This is a genomic window from Streptosporangium sp. NPDC005286 (genome assembly GCF_040607515.1).
Classification (GTDB): Bacteria; Actinomycetota; Actinomycetes; order Streptosporangiales; family Streptosporangiaceae; genus Streptosporangium.
In genome coordinates, this window is sequence record NZ_JBEXGU010000004.1 from 66,545 (window position 1) to 90,211 (window position 23,667).

The window sequence follows — 23,667 nt, forward strand, 5'->3', positions numbered from 1 at the left end:
CCTATCCAGACGAGCTCGGCCAGAAGCGAGACAGCGTCTGTGGCCTGTTCAACATCGTTCCCCGAGGAGGAGAACAGATGCGGAAATCCTCATAACCGTTCTCGCCGCCGCCGTCAGTGTCTCCGTGATCACGGCAGTCACGTAGCTTGAGTTCTAGTGACCGGGTGTCCCCGGAGACGTGGCGGAGCAGCCGTGGGTGACGAAGTAGATCTCCATGGAGATCGACCCGCTCGGGGCGGAGAGGTCGTGGAAGTTCCGGGTCACGGCCGTTCCGAAGATGCGCGGGTACGTCTCGCGGATGGTCGTGTTGACCCGGGTGGCCAGCTGAACGCCGCCGCTGGCGCCGCCGTCGGAGTCGGAGCCGAAGGTCAGCACCATGCCGACGCGCCGTCCGGCCAGGTTGCCTTTGTGCCTGCGCAGCTCCTGGCGGACCCGTGCGGCCAGGACGCCGTCAGCGGCGCCGGGGGTGACCCGGAACGAGAGCGTGACCGGTTTCGCCCGGACGCCTCCGACGAGGCCGGTGCAGGGGGACGGCGAGGGGCCGGGCTTTTCCTTGACCGGGCTCTTCTTCTCCGTGGGCTCCTCGGGCCGGTGTTCTCTCTCCGAGGTTTCCTTCTCCGGGGCCTTCTTCCCCGGCGGCTTCTCGGTTGAAGGCTCTTCGGCCAGGGGCTCTTTGGCCGGCAACCCTTCGGCCGGGGGCTCTTCGGTCGAGGGCTCTTCGGTCGAGGGCTCTTCGGACGGGGGCCGGGTGGAGTCAGGCAGAGGCTGGAAGGGGTCCGGTTGGAACCGGGCGGTGTCCGTCACGGGGTCGGTGGGTGAGGGGGGTGGTGCCTGCGCTCCCAACATGATGATCGTGAGCCCGAGCAGCAGGTCGGCGAAGAGCCAGCCGGCCATCATGGTCGTGCTGGAGGTTCTTCGGCGGGCGGTCACAGCGGGGTCCGAGCTCTCCGGCGTGAGTCCGGCTCGTCGTCACCGCTGTCGTCTGCTTCGTTGTTGCCGTTGCCGTTGCCGTTGCCGTTGCCGTTGCCGTTGCCGTTGCCGTTGGCCTGGTCCTTGTCGCCGCCGTCGGCCCGGACGCCTTCGCTGTCCCCGCCGCCGCTGGGGCCCTCGCCGTCGCCGCTGCCCTTGTCGCTCTCCCCGTCCTTGCCGGGACCGCCGGCCGGGAGAGCCCAGAGGCCGTCGGCCGGAAGCCGCAGCCTGGTGCTCGCCCGCTCCGAGTCGGTGGCCTCGCGCTCGGCGAGCTCCTTCGAAGGCAGGTCGGCCAGCGCGCCGGCGAGCGTGGTGGGCAGCCGGTCGAGCACCTCCCGCGTCCGCTCCAGCAAGGCGACCGTCTCGACGGTGGTGTCGATCCGGGAGGCGTGCATCCCGGTGGCGGCGGACCAGCTCTCAAGGGCCTCCCGGATCTCCGTACCGGCGCCCTCGAAGGTCCGGTGAAACTCCCTGGCCGTGCCCGCGATGGTGTCGGTGACCCGTGCGCCGAGCAGGTCGACCGCCTTCTCCGTCGACGAGCCGACCGAATCGATCGAGATGGCCGCGCGGTCGACGGCGTGGCCGATGCCCGCCGTCGCGCCGACCAGCTCGTTGATCCGGAGGTCCAGGCCGGAGACGCTGCCCTGGACCAACTTCATGGACCGTACGAGTTCGTCGTTGAACGCCTGGCGCATGTCGAGGGTGGTCCGGGAGATGGTCGTCGACAACTGGTTCCCGGCATCGGTGACGGCCTGGCCGGTCGTGGAGCCCGCGGTGTCGATCATGGCTGAGAACCGGGCCACCGCCGAGGCGAGGTCGTCACAGGTGTTGTTGACGGCCGCCAGGTGCCCGCCCAGATGCTCGACGGCGTCGCGCACGTCGATCGCGCTGCCGGCCAGCGCGTCCGTGGTCTTGCGGGTGGCCTCCAGGGTCAGGGTGAGCGCCTCGACCAGCTCGGTGTGCACCTTGCGCGCCGTGGTCCCGACGAAGCCGATGTCGGCCGCCGCCTTGTTGAGCTCGGCGCCGAACCGCTCCGGTGAGGAGAGCCGGACCTGGCCGAGTACCAGGCTCGCTTCGGTCAGCGCCCCGCGGAGCCGGACGCGGAGGCCGCGGAGCTCCCGCTCCGCGGCCTCCTCCCTGCTGTTCTGCGTGATGTTGTCGAACACGGTCCAGCAGATGAGGCAGAAGATGGCCGCGAGGGTGCAGAGCGCGATGTTGTCGAACTCGAAGAACCCGGGCAACCTGCCGTCGAAGCCCTGCTGCCACATCTCCAGGAAGGGCCGTCGGGCCGCGTCCAGGCCGCCGGCCGCGAGGACGTCGCCGTAGGCACCGGTGGCCATCATCAGGCCGAGCCAGGTGATGAAGATCGGTACGAAGACGAGGGCGGGACCGATGGCGCCGCTGAGCCCTCGTCGCCATCCCGGTCTCCTCGGCGAGGACGTGGTTCCCGCCGGTTCCCCGTCCACCAGGATGGTGTCGTCGGGGGAGAAGGCGGCGAACAGATCGACCTCGCACCAGTGTCCGGCCATGTCGGGATCGGTGACCGCGTCCGCGAGATCACGTAGCTGGTCCTGACGGGCCGCCAGGTGGGGGTGATCGGCAAGCTCGCGAAGCTCGCCGGCAAGCTCCAGATCCGTCACGGACAACCGACATCCTCTCCTGATGGCGCCGAGCGCCTTTTCGGCAATCCGGATGGACCGATTCACGCCTCCGAGAGGCGTGATCATTTTGGCATATGGCGCGCATGTCGGCGGAAAGAACGGTCCACTGCGGAGGAGAGCACGCCGGACCGACGACGGCGGGCGCGGACGGTGCCGTGCGGCACGGTGGGTCAGGTCCGTGAAACGGAGGTGTGGAGAACTCGATCCGCGGCATCGGGTGAAAGGGAGTGACCGGACCCAGGAAACGGAGTTCACGCTTGAGTGCGGAGACAGATCTGGACGACGCGGAGGTGATCAGGCGTGCCCGGCGTGATTCCGCCGCTTTCTCGGTGCTGTTCGACCGACATGCCCCCGCCCTGCACCGTTACGTGACGCGGCGCCTGGGGGACTCGATGGCCGACGACATCGTGGCCGAGACGTTCCTCACCGCCTTCCGGCGGCTCGGGCGCTACGACACCGACTACCGCGATGCCCGCCCCTGGTTGTACGGCATCGCCGCCAACCTCATCGGCAAGCACCACCGCGCCGAGGTCAGGGCGTACCTCTCGCTGGCCAGGACCGGGGTGGACGAGGTGGCCGAGAGCTACGCCGACCGGGTGGAGGCCCGGGTGACGGCCTCGGCGGCGCAGCGCGATCTGGTGAGGGCACTCGCCGCGTTGGCGTCGAAGGATCGCGAGGTCATGCTGAGGCAGGCCGGGCAGGGGCATCGCCTACGAGGTCGGCGCTCCGGGCTTCGGCACGCGGCGCGACGAGAACGGTCAGGTCACCGAGCGGTCCTACGTCATCCTCGACAGCACGACCTATCGCTATCTCGGCTCGCGGACGGACTACCTGCGGGACCAGTTCATCAACGGTGAGGTGGTCTTCCCGGAGGGGAGCTTCTTCGCGACCGCCGAGGTCGCGGCGGGAGTCGTCGACGAACCCGGACAGATCCCCTGATGCCGGAAGTACGGCTCCACCCCGGTCCCGGCATCAGGAAGACAGGCCCGACAATCTCGGTTTCCCTGCAGCGCGTTCGCAACCTCCGTTGGGAAACGGAGCACTAAGGGCTCTGTCAGCAGGGGCGAAGGGGGCGATCAGCGGGCCTGAATCGCACAACAGGCTCCTCAGGCGCCAAGGCGGACAACGTCGGCCCGGTATCGGGGTGGAAAGGTCGTGCTCACGGCTTTCTCCCCGGCCGACCCGACGGTGCTTCCCCCGGGCAGACCCGGGGGAAGCGCCACCGGACTCAATCAACGTATGAGCGCGACCCTTCAGGTCGGTCGGCCGTGAGCATCAATGGGGTGCCGACCCCGTTCCGGGAGGCCGCCTCGGCGAGGAAGGCGGCCAGCCACCCCAGCGCGTCCAACGACCATTCGGTGAGGACACCGTGGAATGTGGCCCGGTGCCGGGCGGGCCCGCGCCACAGCTCGTCGATGACGGCGGGTTCCAGGACCGTGCCGTCGTCGGTCAGGGAGAACGAGTCGCACGCGAAGACGTCCTGCGTGAAACTCCGTATCCACCGGAGCATCTCGGGCGCCGCCGAGTGGATGGACGGATCCTGTCCGCCGTCCAACGTCACCCGCACCGGTGTTCTCCACCGCGGGTCAACGTCGGCGAACCAGCCGGCGTCCTGGAACAGGGGCAGCACAGCGCTCACCCGCGACGAGGCGTCAAGGCTCTGCACCGGCAGCAGGAGCTGAACCGCTCGCAGGCGCGGAGTGCCGATACGCGCCACCACGTCGCCCGCACACGAGAGGAACGCCTGAACCGGCAACGGCCGGCGGTCGGGAACCGGTTCGGTCAACGACACCTGAAACCACGCGATGCGTGACGGCTCCGGGCCCTGCCCGGCGTCGTTCATCCCCCACAGGCCGCCGGACGCGTTCTCGATGGCCTCGGTGAGCCATCCCATCGCGGACGACCTCGCGACGAACAGACTGTACGCGTCCGAGGAGGCGACGCGAGGATCTCGCCACGGATGCAACGCCAGCTCGCCGTGCAGAGCCGCGAACATGGTGCTGTCGGGTCTGATGCTCACGTCGCCCTCTTCCGCTATCGCCTGCAGTAGATGTTCCGGCTCGGTGTGTAGAGCTTGCCCGGGTCGTCGGCCAGGCCGACCAGGTCCACGTCGACGACGCTACGCCATCCCGTCAGGCTGTTGCTGTTACAGCCGCCGCGTCCGGTCGCGCGGTTGCCGGCGCCGCCGCCGGACCGCACCGTCGCACTGCCCGCCGTGCCGGCGTTTCTCCAGCTGCCGTCGGAGTAGTACTGCTGCAGCTGCACCGTGACGACCGCCAGGGTGGCGTTGCAGTTGCCGTTGACCCACCAGCCGTGCCCGGAGGCCTCGAAGGCGGACGAGGAGACGTGGACGTAGTCCCCCGCGGTGTTGAAGACGCACAGCGCCCGGGTGTTCGTCGCGGAACCGGTGTTCTCCAGGCTCGCCTCGCTCCCCGCGGGAGCCCGGCCGGTATCGGGAGCCGGAGCGGGGGTGGGAGGGGGTGCGAGGACGGACGCCGACGGAACCGCGATCGCCGCGGTCTGCGACATCCCGAGGAGCGCTGCGCTTACGATGCCAGCCGTCATGGAGATCTTGCGGAGTGATTGACGCATGATCGTACCTCCGTGCTGAGTCGAGTCGAGCAGGGGCAGGAGCTGTCGTGCGAATCCTGTCTGGCGGTTGGAAATGTGCGCGGTGCTGATCTCAGGTAATGGCACCAGGCATTGATAAACGTGTCATTTCCGCTCTTCCGTGTCAACGGAAAAAGAATTATTGACGGCGTTTCGATGGCTACTCGATCTGCGATTCACCACCATAGGTGGACAATTCATCGAATAATTATTTATTTTTCACCAAAATCCGCCAATGGCCCATCTCGCCTGCTCGACGCTGGAGGACATGTGCCGGAGTGGACGGCTCTGCTGCCCTCGGATCTGGAGGCGGTGGGGCCGTACCACCTTGAGGGGTGGCTTGGTGCCGGCACTGACGTCCCTGGCCTGTACGACATCACGCGAAGACCCCGACAGTTCGGAATGCGAACTGCCGGGGCGCTTCTCGTCTTCTCCGGGCTTTTTGCCGCCTACTCCGTCTTCGTCGTGGGCGAGGAAAGGGGGGCCACCTCGCGATCGAAGTAGGACATCACATCTTCACCGGCCTCGTAGAGGCTTTTGATGTATTTTTCCCAACCGCCGATGAGGCCGGGATCGGTGTAGCGAACCGCACCGTTCGGGACGCCGGTTTCGGTGTAGAGAACGTGGTAGAGAGTTCGGCCGCCGAGGATGACCACTTCCGGCAGTGGAGCGGTCCTCTCCGAGGCCGCCACCTTTTCCACGCCGATCACGCGGACCCGCTCACCGCATTCGGCACGCAGCCGCAGCGAGTGCAGCTCCCACCGCATATATGGCGTGAGCGGCGTCTCGACCACGCGTACCCGATGGAAGAAGGAACCGCGACGTTTGTCCGGACGAAGGGACGCGGGCTTCGCGGAACCGCCCCCCCGTGACGCCTTGCATGCTGGGGGTTCACAGCAGCCGTCTTTGCACGACGTCGGCGATGACCGTGGTCACGACCTTGCCGACGGCTCCAGCCTCCACCGGGACGCCTTCCCGGCCGGCGAACAGCAGGTGCCCGGCCCCGATCAGCGAGAGCGCGAGCGCGTCGACGTCGGCGTCGACCGCGATACGGCCCAGTTCGCATTCGTCGTTGAGGTAGCAGGCGATCATGGCCGCGGCTTCCGTCATGACCGGGATACCGTGGCCCGGCCTGGCGTGGCGCAGCCGGACGCGCAGCTCGTCCCGGAAGATGACGAGACTGACGATCGCCACCGCGACCGGGTCGAACAGGTCTATCAGCGCGCCGGTGAGGTTGCCGGCGACGGTGCCGGTCCCGGCGGACTCGCGCAAGGCGGCGGCCTGGTCGTCGATCCGGGCGATACGGTCTCGCGCGAGCTCGGCGAGGAAGGCGTCGAAGTCGGCGAAGTGCCGGTGCAGGACGCCCTTGGCGACGCCGGCCTCGGTGGTGACCGCACGGCTGGTCAACGCGTTCGGCCCGTCCCGAAGCAGGACGCGCTCGGCGGCGTCGAACAACTGCCGGCGGGCGTCACGGATGTGCACCCCGGTCGGCACCGTGCGTTCCTCCTTACGCTCATCGCGAATCGCTACCTTGTTGGCGAGTGGGCACGTGCCCACTATGGTGGGCGCATGCCCACTATACCGCAGGGACAATCGCACCCTTCCGAGAATGAGCCGCACAAGGCCAGACAGGTGGCGGAGTCGTTCGGGGCGGACGCCGAACGCTACGACCGGGCCCGGCCCCGCTATCCCGGCGCCCTCGTGGAGCGGATCGTCACCGCCAGCCCCGGGCCTGACGTCCTGGACGTCGGCTGCGGCACCGGCATAGAGGCCCGGCAGTTCCAGGCGGCCGGCTGCACGGTGCTGGGCGTCGACCCCGATGAGCGAATGGCCGAGTTCGCGCGGCGCAGCGGGGTCGAGGTGCAGGTGGCGACGTTCGAGGCCTGGGATCCGGCCGGTCGAACGTTCGACGCGGTCATCGCGGGCCAGGCCTGGCACTGGGTGGACCCGGTCGCGGGCGCCGTGAAGGCGGCCCAGGTCCTGCGGCCCGGCGGCCGGCTGGCGGTGTTCGCGCATGTCTTCGAGCCTCCGCCCGCCATCGCTGAAGCCTTCACGACGGTCTATCGGCGGGTGGTGCCCGACTCGCCGTTCAACGGCCAACCGCCGAAGCAGACCCAGGACATCTACCAGGCGATGTTCGCCATGTTCGCCGACGGAATCCGAAAGGCGGATGAGTTCGGCGACCCGGAGCAGTGGCGATTCGACTGGGAGCAGTTCTACACCCGCGACGAGTGGCTGGATCTGCTGCCCACGACCGGTGGCCTCACCCGGCTCCCGGCGGACAAGCTGGCCGAAGTGCTGGCAGGCGTCGGGGCCGCCATCGACGCGATCGGGGGCGGCTTCACGATGCCCTACACCACGATGGCGGTCACCGCGGCGCGAACCAGCGCCGTCTGACCCGGCTTTCCGGGGTATCCGGCGCCGCGGGCAGGACGCCGGCCCAGACCCGGACGCCGAGGCCTGCCCTAGGACGCTCGCCTTGTGGCCAGGCTGAAAACGCGGTTGCTGCAATGGAACACGAAGCCGCCAATCCGATCAGCACGGTGGCCAACGCGACCTGGACTCGCCCAACGCGCAGAGCAAATGGGCCGCGACCATATTCTTCGACGCCGGTTCCACACCCCTCGTCTACCGGGAGATCTTCCCTCATCATCCGGATCTGTCCGGGACCCTCGTAGCACCCCAGTCACGCCCAACCAGACCAGTGTGCGTCTCGACATGCGTTCAGTGTCAGCCATGTTCTGAAACGGGGAAAGCCCGTTCCGGGTTCATCGACTGCCGGTATGCCTCGATCACCTCTACGGGAAGGCGGCCGCGGTCGCCGATGGAGTACCCCTGGTTGCGGGCCCAGGTGCGTATCTGCGCGGTGGGCACCCCGGTTGAGGAGGGGCTACCGAGACGGGCCGCCGTCACCATCCTGATCGGTGATTCGTCCATCTCATTGAAGTCTCCGTCTTCAAGCCCGTCCCAGCCGATTTTCTCCGACAGGGCCAGGGCGCTCCAGGACATTGGCAAGCCGTTCCCCTCGTCGACGGTCGTGCCCGGTGAGATGCCTCGGCGGTCGAGTTCGGCCCAGAGCGACTCCATGGCCGTCGCCGGATCGAAGTAGAACTCGCTTTCGCGGATGCGCCAGAACCGCCACCCCGCGCGCTTGAGCTCGCGCTCCCGGTCGAGGTCAGCCTCGCGTTGTTCGGGGGTGCCGTGCCAGAAGTCGCCGTCGCATTCGACCGCGAGTCGCCCCTCGGCCCCGCTCACCACGAGGTCGATCCGGCGGCCGTTGACCTCCACCTGGGGAACGACGTTGTACCCGCGCTCCTGGATGCGGAGGAACACCCGCTGCTCGAAGAGCGAGTCGAACTCCGGATGACGGCTGTCGGGGGTCACATCGCTCAACGAGCTGCTGAGCGGTGTCGTCGGCGGGTTCAGCATGTAGCCGAGGAGCGATCGGCGCAGGCACAACGAGGAGAGCAGGTCGGGGCTGACAGAGTGGAAGAGCCACATCTGGTCCTTGGCCCGGGAGGCGGCCACGTTGAACCTGCGCTGCCACTCGGTGCTCGTCACCGCCGAACGCCTCTCGGCGATCACCATGGACAGGAACATCACGTCACGTTCGTCGCCCTGGAAGTCGGGGGGTGTGCCGACCCGCAGGCGCCGCCGCTCCCACTCCTTGGTGTCCAGCCGATCGAGCAGCATGTTGTGGATCAGCTGGGTCTGCCAGGTGCCCTGCAGGACCACGACGCCGAAGGTCTTGTCGTGGTACGCCGGATCCTCCGCGCAGGTGAGAATCCGATCCACGATCGCCTCGGCCTCCGCGACGTTACGGAGCCGGGTCGCCGTTCCCTCGCTCAGCGCGCCGGTGACGCGCACCACCCGCAGCGGCGGTAGCCGATCGGCGCCGAACTGCCGGAGCGGCACCAGCGGCTCGTCCGCGTAGAACTGCCGGGAGGAGAAGTCGATGATCTCCGGCATGCAGCGGAAGTGCTCCTTGAGCCGCAGAACCGTGCCGAACCTCGTCGCCAGCAGGTCGAAGAGGCTGGACTTGGGGGTGAACGCGTCCCGGAGGTAGGCGGGCATGTCCGGGAGATAGGTCGCCAGTTTCGCGAAGATCGGCTCCAGCTCGCCGTGAGTCACGGTCGAGGGCGCACACTGCTTGTCATCGCCGACGACGATGACCCGAGGCGCGAGCCAGAGCAGGAAGAGCGCCTCGATACCGGCCTGGCTGGCCTCGTCGACGATGACGACGTCAAAGGAGTCGCGGGTCGGCGGGATCGTCTCCAGCACCTGCTGGATGGGCATGATCCAGGCGGGGACGGCGTCGCGCGCGTCGTGCATGGCCTCGCGTGCGCGGGACTGGAACCTGTCGGCGTACCGTCCGGTGCCCTTGCCCAGTTTGCCGATGTGATCCTGGTAGGCCCGCAGCGCCGTCGTCTGGCGGGAGCTCATCCGGCTCAGCGCCGCCTGCCAGGCCTGTTCGGCGGCGAGTTCCGCGGTCAGGCGCATCTCCCGGGCGGTCGCGGCTTCGAGGTCGGACTCCAGCTGCTGTTCGAGGCCCGGCCGACGCTGCTCGGTGAAGAACGTCCGTGCCTTGGCCCATGCCCAGGCACGGTCCCAAGTGGAGAAGTGTGGTTGCCAGGTTCCTGCTTCGGCGAGCAGGCCGAGTAACGCCGGGTGCGCGTCGCGTACCCGGCTGGCGAGCTCGTCGCAGCGTCGCTGTTCGGCCTGCTCGCGGTGCGCGTCGGCAAGCATGCCGAGACAGAGCTGGTAGGTGGTGCCGTCACGTGATTTCACCGCGTGTCCGGCCTCCAGCAGCTCGGGGGGCGGAGGGCCAAGCTGGGATTCCCGCTGGATCCTCTCGTACAGGCCCTGGAGTTCCGAGGTGGCCTGTTCGGCTTCGACCTGGAGCCGTACGGCGTGCAAAGCCGCCACGTACGACGCCCACTGCGCGGGAGTGCCGAGGGCGACGTACGCGCCGGTCGAGGCGAGCAGGTGGGCCGTCTCCGTCACCGCCGACACGATCTGACGCACCTGATCGAGCCGATCGAAGGCATCGGCGAGCTGTGCGACCGTACGCTGCAGGGGCTGGTCCTGCGGGAATTCCACTCCGACCAGCCGCCAGCCGCGCAGGAGTTCTCCGACGGCGGCCTGGCCTTCGAATTCGGCGATGACCAGTGACAGCAGTTCCGCGTTGGACGGTGTGATTCCGTCGACTGACGTGCCGGCCAGCCACGGCTCGGCCTGCTTCTGCACGGCGGGCCTGAACAGGCCGCGTTTGAGCTGGTTGCCCGCAGCGAGGTAGTCGCGCAATGCCTGAATGGACTGGAGGTACGAACCCGCCGCGCCCGGCGCGTCCAGCGACGGGTACCGGATTTCACGGAAGCCGATGCGGCTGATCGCGTCCTGGGCCGCGTCAAGGCGGTGGGTGTGCGCCGCCAGTTGGTTCCATACGGCCGTCTCACGACCGCCGAATCCATCGGCCAGCGCACGGACCGTCCAGTCGGCCGGATCCCAAACCGACGGCTCCTCGGGCATGCCGAGCTGTCGCAGCCGGAGGGTGACATCGGTTGCCGCCACCTCAAGCCGGGAGAGCAGATCGAGGCCAAGATGTTCAAGGCGTGCGGAGATGCTCGTCTGGGCGTGCCGGGCCATACTGTGCGCGCTGCTCTCCGCCGCGATCAGGGCCTTGAGCGTCTCCGTGCCGGGCAGTGCGGCCACGTCGGGGAGGCGCTGGGAGAGCCTCGCCCTGCGCCTGGGGGTCTCTCCGGCGAGCAGGGTGATGAGTTCTGCGGCTTCACCGGTTGAGATGGGCGGCATGGCCGTCGCCGAGGCGGGAAGAGGGGTCGGGATCCAGCAACACTCCGGCTCCTCCTGCCGCAGGCGCCGGATCACGGAGGCGAGAGTGCCGGAGTAGCCGGCCGCGATCTCGGCATGCTGGTAAGTCTCGGACTCGCGCAGCGCCCGGATCTTCTCGGTCAGTTCGACGGTCGCACGACGAGCGGAGTCGAGTTGGTGCCGTTTCTCGGTGATGGCCCTGGCCTGCCGGGCAGGGTCGAAGGAGGAGAAACGGCTCGACAGCGCTTTGATGCCGCCTTCGAGTTCCGCGGAGCCGCCACGGCCGATGTCGGTCATGGAGACGCAGAGCGCGGCGATCTCCTGCGGGAGTTTATCCCGCAGGACGCGCAGTGCCTGCGCCTTCTGGCTGGTGACCAGCACTCGCTGTCCCTGCGCGAGCAACGCCGACAGCAGGTTGGCGATGCTGTGGGTCTTCCCGGTTCCCGGTGGACCCTGTACGACGACGCCGTTGTCCGAGCGCAGCCGAGTCATGATCGTGCGTTGCTCGGGGTTGGCGGGCAGCGGGAAGAGCGGATCCTGGCCGAGAGTATCCGCTGAGGCGATCCCCTCGTCCCGCATGAAGGCCATCCGCTCCGCCGGTTCGAGAGGGCTGACGAGTTGCGCCAGCCCAAGGGGCGTCTGGGGTGCCGGTCCGGTCAGCGTGGAGATCATCTGGTCGTAGTAGGAGATCAGGGAACCGTGGTCCCGTTTCCGGAGCACGAGCGCGGGCGCCGGCCGTACCTCGGCGTCTCTGGCGGACATGTCGCCCGGAGACCAGTCGTGCCGGTATCGAGGGCCGGGGTTGGTGTCCAGGCCCCGGTCACACCAGGACTCCAGGATCTCTGCCATCGAATCCCGCAGGCCGACGCCCTCGCCCTCCCGGACACGCCGGCGGAGGTGGTCGGTCCGCTGCGGGGCGAACCGATCCAGGTCGGCCAGCAGTTCACGGTCCTGAAGTACGGTCGCCGTCTCGCCCAGCAGGACGTCCACCCGCTGGGTGTGCCGGTCGACCCGGAGATGGAGGCGGGTGGCGAGTAGATGGTTACGGACGCGCGGGCCGCCAGGCACCTCCCAGGAGAGCAGGCCGGTCGCCAGCACCAGTTCCAACTGGTCCTCGACCTGGTCCAGTTGGTTGGAGATCGAGTAGAGGTCGCGGTACCAGTGCTGCTGCCGTTGCCGCTCCCGTTCCGCCTCCGCCCAGGCCTGCCAGGAAGGCAGCCAGTCGCCATAGGCCCTGACCACCTCGGGCCGGTCCTGCCGGGTCTCCCGGCGGGACGTCGTCTGCCCGTTCTCGTCCGTTTCCTCGATGCGGCGCGGACCGGTCTCGGACAGCTCCGGAGCGTCCAGTTCGGCGTCGATGAGCTCCTCGTGGCGCAGCCAGCCGTCTAGCCTGTCCGGGGGAGCCGGGTGTGGCGCGCTCCGGACGGGATCGACGGAGAGGAAGACCTCGCCCAGCCCGGCCTCGCGATCCGGCTTGACCTCGTTCGGCAGGTCTGCCAGCCAGAGCACCTGACTGTGGTGGCGGAGATCCCGGATCGGGGCCCGGCGGGCCGACGCGAGGTGGCGGAGAAACTCCACCAGGCGCGTGCTGGAGTCGACCAGTTGCGGATCACGTGCCCGGGACTGCTGCGCACTCACGCGGTTTCCTTCTCCTGCGAGTCGTGGGGGAGTTTGAGTCGAGGTGATGGGCGCCTGGGAATACGAGCGACGTCAGCGGTCGGGCGCGAGCAAGGCTTCTCCTCGGAGGGACGATTCCGAGTGGACGAGACTTTAGTGGTCGCCGGGTGGTGAAGGAATGGATCGTTCCCGTAATGAGATGACTCCGCGGCTCCGCGCGGTACGGACGCCGATGATCCGGGCCTCGCGCCTGAACCGCCGAGCGGCCTCCTTTGGTTCGATCGGAAAAGGGGCGCGTGGTCAGTCGTTCAGGGCGACGGTGACACCGCCGGAGAAGGGGGAGTCGTGTAGCCGGAGCGCGTGTGTTGCCGCACCCCGGTGTGGGCAGGTTCAAGCAGTCAGAACGACCGCCTCGGTCATCGGACCAGGAGACGGGTCGGTTCGGCGAGGACCGAGACCGCGGCGGGGAAGTCGGCCAAGCGAGCGGCCAGCGTCTCGACGGCGAGTTCGCGCGGTAGTGCGGTGTTGAACTTGAGTCCGTTCAGCGCCCTGTCGTCCACCTGCGGGTGCCGGAGGTGGAGAGCCCGGAGGTCGGCAGACCGTGGTCGGTACGGCCGATCTCGACGCTGCCGTGCAGCACGGTGAACTCCGGCGGTGCGGCGAACCCCGCGGTCAGGTCCATGAAGTGGCGGTGCCCGAAGCGCTGCTCGGCCTCCGGTCCGATGAGCAGTCCATGCCGTCTCGTAGCCTCTGGCCGAGGCTATTCGAGCAGGTCGCAGAGGTCCGGCCCCAGGTCGTCGCCGACCATGCGCAGGGCGGTCTCGGCACGGGAGGCGAGGGCGATGGGCGAGACCCCGGTGACCAGGTGAGCGTGGGTGAGACGGTCCAGGGCCGCTCCGACCAGTGGAGCGGTCACGCGGAGAGCGGCGGGCAGCGCGACGCCCCCGGTGGAGCCGCCGTGCAGCACGATATTGCGGCAGCGGTACAGCCGCCGGAGCGAGACCTCCAGGTAGAACCGCACCCGATCCAGTACGCGCCTCTGGTCGGCGAGCAGCTCACGCAGGCGCAGGATGGAGGCGGCGTCGCTGCCGGTCCGCCAGGAGCGGACGAGGGGGAGGGAACCCTCGGCCCTCAACTCGGTGGCGACCACCGAGGCTCGGCCCCGGTTGGACTCGCACGCTTCGAGACGGGCGACGAGATCGCCGTCCTTCACCTCGCGGATCCGGTAGGAGAGTGCGGTGAGCTCGGCGCGTGGCCAGGAGGCGGCCACGAGGGCGGCGGCACGGGCGGCGGCCACCACCTTCTCCCGCTCGTCGGGGTCGCGGGCCTCGGTGAGCAGTGACTCCAGGGCTGCCCAGCCCCCGGCGATCGCGGGCGCGAGCGGCCCCTGGTTGAGGGCGGAGGCGATCTCCAGGGCGTCGTCGACCGTGCTCCGGGACTGCTCGCCGAAGCGCTGCACCTCACCACCGACCACGTAGAGCTGGCGCTCGGCGGCCAGCGACAGCACCTGGGCTCCCCGGGCGGGCGGCCGCAGCGGGACGGGCTTGGCCTCTCCGATGACGTACGCGTCCCCGAGGGGGAGCACCGGTCCGCTCGTGGCGAACCTGGCCCGGGCCTGCATCCGCTCGACCAGGTCGGAGACGATCTCCACCGCGAGCGTGGAGTCTCGCGCCTCCACGGTGAAGATCAGCGAGCCCACGATCCGCTCTGGGGGCTTGAGCCCTGCCTCCGCGATCAGCATCTGGGTCTCGGCCACCGTCCGCCAGTGCGGCAGGTGCCCGGCCAGTTCCTCGTGCCGGTGCAGGGTCTGGAACGGGACGACGACGCTCCAGTCCTGCGGCGGCGCGGCGAGCAGGGCCGCCGCCTCCGACAGCAGGTCCGTGACCGCGAGGTTCTGCCGCCCGTCGCGAAGCCAGCGCTGCAGGCCGGAGAGGCTGTGCCCGCTGTCGAGCAGGTGGGAGGCGACGGCCCTGGCGACCCGCTCCGGCGGGGGCGGGGAGTCGACGGCGACGCAGTCGGCCCAGCGGTTCAGGTAGCCGGGGCGGGCGAGGTCGATGAGGTGGCGCAGCTTGCGGCGGCCGTCGCTGGCCAGTGTCAGGGTGGTCTTGACGCACTCCTGTAGTTCGCGCCGGTAGGTCGATGATCCCATCGCCGGGTCGTTGCCGAGGAGCCGCTCCATGGTGTGGCGCTGCCAGTCGACCGCGCTCTGCGACAGCACCCTGCGGTCGACCCAGACTCCCGCCTCGTGCAGTTCCTCCAGGGCGAGGATGGAGCTCACGTCCCACAGCCGGCGGGTCCACGGGGTGGTGACGCTGCTGAAGTCGAGCAGGCGGGTCGTGACGTGCCGGGAGTAGGCGGATCGGGGGTCACGCCCGATGGGGATCGCGTTCATGGCGGCGCAGCCTCGGGTCGGGGGAAGTAAAGAGGGCGCGGTCCGAAGACCGCGCCCTCGGGGGCATGAAGCCCCGGATAAGCCTGTGCTCGCTTTCGCGACTCCTCGAAGATACCCGGCATCGCGCTGATCGACCGCATTTTTTGGAAATTCTTGGTCACCTCTACCGGAGCCCCGATCTGACGGAAAATTTCCAACCGTACACCTCGCAACCCTTGTTGGTTAAAAGTTGTCCAAATATCGCATCTCGCCGATACGATCTGGTGCGGAGAGTTCGGCTTCGGATCAGCGGCCGATGAGACGCGGTGGTGACAGGCGGAGTAGGCGCATGCGTGAAGGCCGGTGGGAAACGGTCACCGAGTCAGAATTCGACCACGAGCGCCGCGGCCTGGAAGCCATCCGTGAACAATTGCCGGATGCCGAGCCCTGGCGGGCCTGGTCGAATTTCACCTTCACCGCTCATACCGGTCACGTGCGGGAAGTCGACCTGCTGGTCATCAGCCCCGGCGGCATGTGCATGGTCGAGCTCAAGGCCTGGCACGGCAGTGTGACCACCGAAAACGGCACCTGGGTGCAGACCACTCCAAGCGGTCGCCGTATCCCGCACGGCAACCCGCTCCACCTGGTGAACAAGAAGGCGAAGGAGCTGGCCGGGCTGCTGAAGCAGAACGGCAAACGCGTGTGGGTCGGCGCGGCCGTCTGCTTCACCGACTCCTCGCTGCGGGTGCGCCTGCCGGTCCACGACCAGAACGGTGTCCACACGGTGGACGAGCTCGTGGAGATGCTGCGGCGGCCCGCGCGTGACGAGCGGCGTCGGATCACCCCCACCGACTCCCGGGAGATCAAGGCCGCGCTGGAACGGATCGGTATTCGGCGTAGCGATGCCGAGTTTATGGTCGGCCCGTATTTACTGGAGCGTAAGTCTTTTGATACCGGTCCGACCTGGGCCGACTATCTGGCCCGCCACAGCGAGTTACCCGAATCGGCCCGTGTCCGTATTTATCTGCGGGAGCGAGGTTCGGATGCTTCTGTCCGTAAATCGGTGGAGAATGCCGCCCGGCGTGAGGCGGCCGTACTGCGCCGATTCCCCCACCCCGGCGTCGTCCAGTTGAAGCAGTACCACCCCTCCGGGCACTCGGCCGGTCCCGCCCTTATCTTCGACTATCACCCGCAGACCCTGCGCCTCGACGAATATCTAGTCCAATATGGGAACAAACTAGACATTCTTGGTCGAATGGCTATGGTGCGGCAACTCGCCGAGACGATGCGCTCTGCGCACTCCAGCCGCATCCACCACCGTGCGCTGGCCGCCCGCTCCGTGCATGTGATTCCCCGCAACCGAGGACGCGAGGGCCAGGCCGTCGGCGAGGAGGCCGCCTGGCTCACCCCGCACCTGCAGATATCGGACTGGCAGATCGCCACGCAGCGCAGTGGCAGTGTCCAGCCGCAGGGCACGGCGCGGTTCGCCCCGACGAGTCTGTCGGCGATCCATCTGGCGGAGGACTCGGATCCCTATCTCGCCCCCGAGCTGACCGCGGTGAACCCGGACCTGATCGCCCTCGACGTGTACGGGCTCGGGGTGCTCACCTATCTCCTGGCGACGGGCCGGGCCCCGGCCGCGAGCCAGGCCGAGTTGCTGGCTCGGCTGGAGGCCGGCGAAGGGCTGCGCCCCAGTGCGATCGTGGACGGTCTGTCGGAGGACATCGACGAGCTGGTGCAGGCCGCGACCGCCTACCAGCCGGCCCGGCGACTGGCCACGGTCGACGAGTTCCTGGAGATGCTGGAGTGCGTCGAGGACTCGCTGACCTCCCCGGCCTCCGACCCGGCCGATATCGGTGCGGCGCCGACGCAGGCACCGGAGAAGGACTGCCTGGAAGCCGTCGCGGGTGACGTGCTTGCCGGTCGGTGGGAGGTGCGGCGCAGGCTGGCCACCGGATCGACGAGCCGCGCCTTCCTGGTACGGGACCTGCGGGCCGATCCGACGGTGCGCGGTGCCCGCTCCCTCGCTGTGCTGAAGGTGGCCTTCTCCGACAGCCGAGGTGAGGTCCTGGCCCGAGAGGCCGAGGTGATGGGGCAGTTGCGCGCCGACTCGCGCGTCATCCGGCTGGTCGAGCCGGAACCGCTGGTCATCGGCGGCCGTACGGTCCTGGTCCTGGAGTACGTCGGCGACGAACGGGACACCGACGAGCAGGGGGAGCCGGGCAACGGCACGCGCCGCCGGGCGGAGACCGTGGCGCGGCAGCTGCGCGAGGGCGGCAGACTCCAGGTCGACCAGCTGGAGGCGTACGGCGACTACCTGTTCGGGGCGGTCGACTTCCTGGAGGGCGAGGGAGTCTGGCACCGCGACATCAAACCGGACAACATCGCGATCCGGGTGCGCCCCAACCGCACCCGTGAACTGGTGCTGATCGACTTCTCGCTGGCCGGATACCCGGTGCAGGAGACGGAGGCCGGCACGGACGGCTACCTCGACCCGTTCATCGGGACGCTGACGCGCTCGGTGTACGACGCCCACGCCGAACGGTACGCGGTCGCGGTCACCCTGCACGAGATGGCCTCGGGGGAGCTGCCCAAGTGGGGCGACGGCAAGGTGTCGCCCCGCCAGACCGACCCCGAGGAATGGCCGGTCCCGGCGGTCGCCGCCGACGCGTTCGACCCCGCCGTCCGGGACGGGCTTGTCGCCTTCTTCAGGAAGGCTCTGCACCGGGACGTCGCGCGGCGCTTCAGCGATCTCAAGCCGATGCGGGATGCCTGGAAGAGGATTTTCCTGGAGATGGCGGAGACGGTCCCGTCCGGACCGCGCGTCTCCCGGCACCCGGCACCCGCCGTGTCCGAGCAGGCCGACTCGGCGGACGTCGCTCCGGCGATCGCCGATGCCGAGCCGGAGTCCGCAGAGCGGCAGCGCGACCGGCTCGCCGCGGAGGTCACCCGTGACACCCATCTGTCGGCCGCCGGTCTGACCCCGGCCGCCGAGTCGTTCCTGTACGGGCTGGGCGTGACGACGGTGGGTGAGCTGCTGGACTACAGCCAGCGCAATCTCGTCAACGCCCCCGGTCTCGGAGCCAAGACCCGTAACGAGATCCAGCGCCGCCAGCGTGAGTGGGGCGAGCGCCTCCGCCAGGCACCCGTCTCCCCGCTCACCCCGGAGGGCCGCCGCGCCGCCGCGGAGGAACTGGGCCTGCTCGGTGCCGCGGAGTCCGCGCTGGTGAACGCCCTCGCCGTCGGTGAGGGGGCGGACGACCTACCGCGACGCGCCCTGCGTTCCGTCAGCCTCGACACCCTCGTCACGCTGCTGGTGCCGGAGCTGAGGAAGAACGAGTCGAACCGTAACGAGGTCGAGATGGTGCGGCTGCTGCTGCGCCTGCCCGACGAGCGCGGCGAACTGCCCGACATCGACGTCTGGCCGAAGCAGCGGAAGATCGCCGACACGCTGGGCCTCAGCGCCGGTCGTATCCCGCAGATGCTGAAGACCCAGCGGACCCGCTGGAAGAAGCTCCCGGCGGTGCGGACGCTGCGGCAGGAGATCCTGGATCTCCTGGCTGGGCTTGGCCGGGTCGCCTCCGCCGCTGAGATCGCCGACGCGCTGACGGTACGGCGCGGCACCCGCCTGCAGGGGCACGAGCAGCGCCGGGCACTCGCCCTGGCCGCGGTACGGGCCGTGGTGGAGGTGGAACAGCTCGTCCCCGAGGAGAGCGAGTTCCGGCACGCAGCCAACCGCGAGGCCAGGGACGAGGTGATCGGCGCGGGCTTGCTGGCCCTGGAGGTCGGCGAGAACGACGCGCCCGACACCCCGTCCGCGCCCGGCCTGCTGGACTACGCGCACCGCCTGGGGCGGGTCGCCGACCGTCTCGCCAAGCTCGACACGTTGCCGACCGCGACGACCGTGCTGGCCGAGCTGGGAGCGATCACTCCGCCGCCGGGCGCGATCGAGTGGGATGAGCGGCGCATGGTCGAGCTCGCCGTCACCGCGTCCAGGAACGCCGCCGCCACACCGAGGCTGGAGATCTACCCCCGTGACCTGCCACTGGTGCGGGCCCTGCGGCTCACCCAGGCGGGGCTGGTGCGGCTGATCCCCGGTGTGCCCGAGGGGCGGCAGCCGGGCCTGACCGGCGAGGACGTTCACGAGCGGCTACGCGCCCGGTTCCCCGAGCTGACGGACGGCCGGGGTGGGCGCGCTCTGCCCACCGGGGGAGCGCTGACCAAGGCACTCCGCGACGCGGGCTTCGATCTCACCCTGTTCACCCGGGACGACACCGGAACCCTGCGCTACCTGCCCACCCGCATGGACATCGCCTCCAGCTACCTGACCGTGCGCGCCTGGCGCCACACCACGTACAGCAGCGGGGCCACCAGGTACGCCGACGACCCCCAGATCGCGGGTGCGGTCCGTACGGAGGAGCGGCTCTCCGCCTCCGTGCGAAGGGACGGGTTCCGGGTGCTGACCGTGCGGGCGGGACTGAGCCGGCAGGCGGTCGCCGAGCTCGCGGCCGAGTCCGGCAGGTTCGAGGCCGAGGTGGTCTCGGTGACCGAGCTCTTCCTTCAGGTCATGCACGAGCTGGTGCCGCCGGGGACGAAGCCGACCTGGGACACCCTGCTGCGCGCGGATATCGCCGAGCCCGGCACGAGGGCGGCACTGAAGTTCGCCGAGTACGCCCGCACGGCCTGGGGGCGGATCGAGCCGAAGGTGCGCGACCTGCTGGAGACGGGTACCGGCCCGGTGCTGCTGATCGATGCCGCGGCGTTCGCCCGGTACGACGCGATGGGCGTCCTGGACGGGCTGGCGGCGGCGGCCCGGCAGGGCAGGCGCGGCCTGTGGCTGCTCTGCCCGCAGGGCGACCCGGCGCGCGAGCCGAGGCTGGGCGCGGTCGCCGTGCCGTACCAGGCGGGCCTGGGTGAGTGGATCGAGCTTCCGGACTCGTGGGTGACCAACACGCACCGGGCCGGCGAGCAGAGGCAGAAGGCGTTGGGAGACATCAGGTGATCAACCGCAAGGCTCTGCTGGACGACCTGAAGCGGCAGGTCAAGGCAGTCGAGACCGATCTCGCCAAGCAGGTCAAAGCCCTGCCGGAGGTCGGGACGCGACTGCGCGCCGAGTACGACCAGGCGCGCAAGCTGGGGCGTACGGCGGCGACCTGGACCTCCTGGCTCGACGAGCGCGTCACCCAGGTCGCGGTGGCATGGGTGCTGGGCACGGTCTTCGTGCGCTTCTGCGAGGACAACGAGCTGGTCCCCGAGCCCTACCTGACGGCTCCGGACGCCGAGCGCCGGGACCTGGCCCAGACCCGGTACGAGGCGTACGTCGAGGAGGACCCCGACCCGACCTACCGAGGCTGGTTGGAACGTGCCTTCGCGGAGCTGGGCGCGGGCCAGGCCGGAAAGCTGCTGTTCGACCCGGCGCACAACCCGCTCTTCCAGATCCCGCTCTCGCATGACGGGGCGCGCGGGCTGGTCGAGTTCTGGCGCGAGCGGGACGAGGCGGGCGTGCTCGTCCACGACTTCACCGACCGGCTGAACGAGGACGGCACGGCAGGCTGGGACACCCGTTTCCTGGGGGATCTGTACCAGGACCTGTCCGAGGCGGCGCGCAAGACGTACGCGCTGCTCCAGACCCCGGAGTTCGTGGAGGAGTTCATCCTCGACCGGACGATGAACCCGGCGGTGCGGGAGTTCGGTTACGAAGAGCTGAGGATGATCGACCCGACGTGCGGGTCTGGTCACTTCGTGCTGGGTGCGTTCCGGCGGCTGGTGCGGCTCTGGGCCGAGCGCCGGCCGGACGTTGAGCGGCACGAGCGGGTACGGGCGGCGTTGGACTCGGTGCACGGGGTGGACCTGAACCCGTTCGCGGTGGCGATCGCGCGCTTCCGCCTGCTGGTCGCCGCGATGGCCGCCTCGGGCGTGCGGACGATGGCGGAGGCGGCCAAGTACGACTGGCCGATCCACCTCGCGGTGGGCGACTCGCTGATCAAGGAGCGGCAGCTTGAGCTGAAACTGGGCGACGAGGCGTCGCACGACCCGCTGGCGGAGTTCGCGTACGCCACAGAGGACGTGCACGAGCACCCGCGCATCCTGGAGTCGGGCCGTTATCACGTGGTGGTGGGGAACCCTCCATACATCACGGTCAAGGACAAGAAGCTCAACGAGCTGTACCGGGGGCTGTATGACGCATGTGCGGGAACGTACGCGTTGTCGGTGCCGTTTGCGCAGAGGTTCTTCGAACTGGCCAAACAGGGTGACACCGACGGGCGCCGGTACGGCATGGTTGGACAGATCACGGCAAACTCTTTCATGAAGCGGGAGTTCGGTACCAAGCTGATCGAGGAGTTTTTCGCGCACAAAGTCGAGCTAACCGAGGTCATCGACACATCGGGTGCCTATATCCCCGGGCATGGGACGCCGACGGTGATCCTTGTTGGCACGTGCCGCGCAGGAAAGATGCGGTCGGAGACCGTTCGTACGGTCCGGAGCATTCAGGGCGAGTTGTCCGTGCCGGAGAACGGTGAGGACGGACTGGTCTGGAACGCCATAGCGGATCAGATTGACAAACCCGAATCTGTCAGCCAGTGGGTATCTGTCGATGACCTTGATCGTGAGCGCTACTTTGGAAAGCAGCCCTGGATTCTTGTCGACGGTGGGCTTGAGATGGTTGAGCAGCTCGATCAAGCCAGTGTGCTTTGCATGAACAGTGTGATCGAACCGCCTATTGGTCGTGCGATTCGGGCTGGCGCCGATGAGGCATACATTCGGCCGTTTCGCAGCAGCTATCGAACTATTGCCAGTAGGGAAGGACTGCGTCCACTCATGGTGGGCGAAGCCGTCCGTGATTGGGGTGCTCGACCTGATGAAGTAATCTGGTTCCCCTACGCGAAAGAACTTCAGCCCGGCGACATAGAAACTGAGCTTTGGCCGCTGCGCCGCGTGCTTGAAACGCGACGTACTTTCCAAGGGGACATGGCTGATGCCGGTCTCGAGTGGTGGCACTACATGCAGTACACCGCCTCGGCTTACCGTACACCGCTGTCAATCTCGTTCGCTGAGGTGGCAACACACAATCACTTTGTATTAGACCGAGGTGGGAAGGTTTTCAAGCAGACCGCGCCGGTAATTAAGCTGAGGAAGAACGCGACCGAAGAAGAGCACCTTCGGCTGCTCGGGCTGCTCAACAGCTCTACCGCTTGTCTCTGGCTCAAGATGACCTGCCACAGCAAGGGGAGCGAAGGATATCAGTCCGGCATCAAGACCGAGATGTGGGAACGTTTCTATCAGTTTAACGGTACTAATGTTGCTGTGTTTCCTCTGTCGGTGGATTACCCCATCGCCCTCGGTTCGGCATTGGACGGCCTCGCCCAGCAGCTTGCCACCAACAGTCCTTCTGCTGTCATAGCGACGGGAGTCCCCACTGCAGTTACCCTTCGTGAAGCGAAGGTCGCCTGGGAATCTATCCACGCTCGTATGATCGCCCGCCAAGAGGAGTTGGATTGGCAGGTCTATTCGCTCTATAACCTCCACCCTGAGGACCTGCGTACGCCGGATGAGGTCGACGTGCCTGAACTCGCCCTCGGGGAGCGGGCCTTTGAGATCGTGCTTTCCCGCCGGGTTGCCAAAGGGGAGGCGCCTGATGAATGGTTCAAGCGGCACGGGTCCACACCGATCATGGAGATCCCTGCGCACTGGCCCGAGCCGTACAAGCACATTGTCCAGAAGCGCATCGACGCCATCGAGTCCTCCCGCGCCATCGGCATGATCGAGCGCCCCGAATACAAGCGCCGGTGGGCGACCGAAGGCTGGGACGTGCTCCAGGAGAAGGCTCTCCGGTCCTGGCTACTGGACCGGGTCGAGACTCGGGAGCACTGGTACGACGAGAATGGCCAGCCCGCCGTCGTCACGCTCGCCCGGCTCGCCGATGCCCTCTCCCGTGATGAGGACTTCGTCTCCGTAGTGGCCCTCTACGCCCCCCGCAGGGAGCTGGCGGCCGTGGTCGCCGACCTCCTCGCCGACGAGCACGTCCCGTTCCTCGCCGCCCTGCGCTACAAGCCGAGCGGGCTGAAGAAACGCGCCGACTGGGAGCACGTCTGGGACCTCCAGCGCCAGGAGGACGCCGCCCAGGACGAGCCCGCCAAGCGGAAGATCCGGGACTCGATCCCCGTACCGCCGAAGTACACCTCGGCCGACTTCGTCAAGCCCTCCTACTGGCGGGCGCGCGGCAAGCTCGACGTGCCCAAGGAGCGGTTCATCTCCTACCCCGCGACCACCTCGGGCGTCCCCGACCTGTACGGCTGGGCGGGCTGGGACCACCGGGAGCAGGCGCAGGCGCTGGCCACCTACTTCACCAACCATGCCCTGTCCACCGAGGAGATCGCCCCGCTCCTCGCGGGTCTGCTGGAACTTCAGCCGTGGCTGCGGCAGTGGCACCACGAGTTCGACGCGATGTACAGCGGCTCTCCCGCCGACTTCTTCGCGAGCTACCGGCAGCAGATCCAGGGCGAGCATGGCCTGACCGATGACGCCCTGCGGGACTGGGGCCCGTCCGCGCCGGTCCGCGGACGCCGTACCGCCAAGAAGAAGTAGCCGGACCGAGACGACGTAGACGCA

Annotated in this window: 13 protein-coding genes and 1 pseudogene; 4 read left to right on the forward strand and 10 right to left on the reverse strand. The window is 68.4% G+C overall.

The features are described 5' to 3' along the window. Positions 1–153: 153 nt before the first annotated feature. Both ABZU75_RS03000 and ABZU75_RS03005 read right to left on the reverse strand, forming a co-directional pair. Positions 154–930, reverse strand: a complete 777-nt coding sequence (locus ABZU75_RS03000; protein ID WP_355548852.1) for a hypothetical protein — start codon at positions 928–930, stop codon at positions 154–156. Then, positions 927–2,615: a hypothetical protein gene (locus ABZU75_RS03005; RefSeq protein WP_355548855.1), complete on the reverse strand. Its 1,689-nt coding sequence runs from the start codon at positions 2,613–2,615 to the stop codon at positions 927–929. The genes ABZU75_RS03000 and ABZU75_RS03005 overlap by 4 nt, the downstream gene beginning before the upstream one ends. A gap of 272 nt (positions 2,616–2,887) precedes the next feature. Here ABZU75_RS03005 and ABZU75_RS03010 point away from each other — a divergent pair, with 272 nt between their 5' ends. After that, positions 2,888–3,487: an RNA polymerase sigma factor gene (locus ABZU75_RS03010; RefSeq protein WP_355548858.1), complete on the forward strand. Its 600-nt coding sequence runs from the start codon at positions 2,888–2,890 to the stop codon at positions 3,485–3,487. 371 nt (positions 3,488–3,858) lie between these two features. Here ABZU75_RS03010 and ABZU75_RS03015 read toward each other — a convergent pair whose 3' ends face one another. The 4 genes and pseudogenes from ABZU75_RS03015 to ABZU75_RS03030 form a co-directional block, all read right to left on the reverse strand. Continuing rightward, a complete protein-coding gene (locus tag ABZU75_RS03015; RefSeq protein ID WP_355548861.1) occupies positions 3,859–4,650 on the reverse strand; it encodes a hypothetical protein in 792 nt (263 codons plus the stop codon). A 14-nt stretch (positions 4,651–4,664) separates the two neighbouring features. After that, positions 4,665–5,159: a hypothetical protein gene (locus ABZU75_RS03020; protein WP_355548864.1), complete on the reverse strand. Its 495-nt coding sequence runs from the start codon at positions 5,157–5,159 to the stop codon at positions 4,665–4,667. Between the two features lie 530 nt (positions 5,160–5,689). Next, positions 5,690–6,067 (reverse strand): annotated as a pseudogene (locus tag ABZU75_RS03025) (DUF6879 family protein); the annotation flags it as partial. Positions 6,068–6,131: 64 nt separating this feature from the next. After that, positions 6,132–6,734, reverse strand: a complete 603-nt coding sequence (locus ABZU75_RS03030) for a TetR family transcriptional regulator (RefSeq protein ID WP_355548867.1) — start codon at positions 6,732–6,734, stop codon at positions 6,132–6,134. A 75-nt stretch (positions 6,735–6,809) separates the two neighbouring features. On the opposite strand from ABZU75_RS03030, the gene ABZU75_RS03035 reads away from it, so the two are divergent. Then, entirely contained in the window at positions 6,810–7,637 is an 828-nt protein-coding gene (locus ABZU75_RS03035; RefSeq protein WP_355548870.1) for a class I SAM-dependent methyltransferase, read from the forward strand. Positions 7,638–7,970: 333 nt separating this feature from the next. Here the strand turns inward: ABZU75_RS03035 and ABZU75_RS03040 are convergent, their stop codons facing one another. The 4 genes from ABZU75_RS03040 to ABZU75_RS03055 all read right to left on the reverse strand — a co-directional run bounded on the left by ABZU75_RS03040 (position 7,971) and on the right by ABZU75_RS03055 (position 15,078). Then, positions 7,971–12,707: a histone-like nucleoid-structuring protein Lsr2 gene (locus ABZU75_RS03040; protein WP_355548873.1), complete on the reverse strand. Its 4,737-nt coding sequence runs from the start codon at positions 12,705–12,707 to the stop codon at positions 7,971–7,973. 395 nt (positions 12,708–13,102) lie between these two features. Beyond that, a complete protein-coding gene (locus tag ABZU75_RS03045) occupies positions 13,103–13,246 on the reverse strand; it encodes a hypothetical protein (protein WP_355548876.1) in 144 nt (47 codons plus the stop codon). After that, the gene (locus ABZU75_RS03050; protein ID WP_355548878.1) at positions 13,228–13,368 is read right to left on the reverse strand and encodes a hypothetical protein; all 141 of its coding nucleotides are present in this window, start codon (positions 13,366–13,368) and stop codon (positions 13,228–13,230) included. The genes ABZU75_RS03045 and ABZU75_RS03050 overlap by 19 nt, the downstream gene beginning before the upstream one ends. A gap of 78 nt (positions 13,369–13,446) precedes the next feature. Next, positions 13,447–15,078, reverse strand: a complete 1,632-nt coding sequence (locus ABZU75_RS03055; protein WP_355548881.1) for an integrase — start codon at positions 15,076–15,078, stop codon at positions 13,447–13,449. A 328-nt stretch (positions 15,079–15,406) separates the two neighbouring features. On the opposite strand from ABZU75_RS03055, the gene pglW reads away from it, so the two are divergent. Both pglW and pglX read left to right on the forward strand, forming a co-directional pair. Next, on the forward strand, positions 15,407–20,059 hold the full coding sequence (pglW, locus tag ABZU75_RS03060; protein WP_355548884.1) for a BREX system serine/threonine kinase PglW: 4,653 nt from the start codon (positions 15,407–15,409) through the stop codon (positions 20,057–20,059). Next, a complete protein-coding gene (gene pglX, locus ABZU75_RS03065) occupies positions 20,056–23,643 on the forward strand; it encodes a BREX-2 system adenine-specific DNA-methyltransferase PglX (protein WP_355548887.1) in 3,588 nt (1,195 codons plus the stop codon). Before pglW ends, pglX begins: the two co-directional genes overlap by 4 nt. The last annotated feature ends 24 nt before the right edge of the window (positions 23,644–23,667 follow it).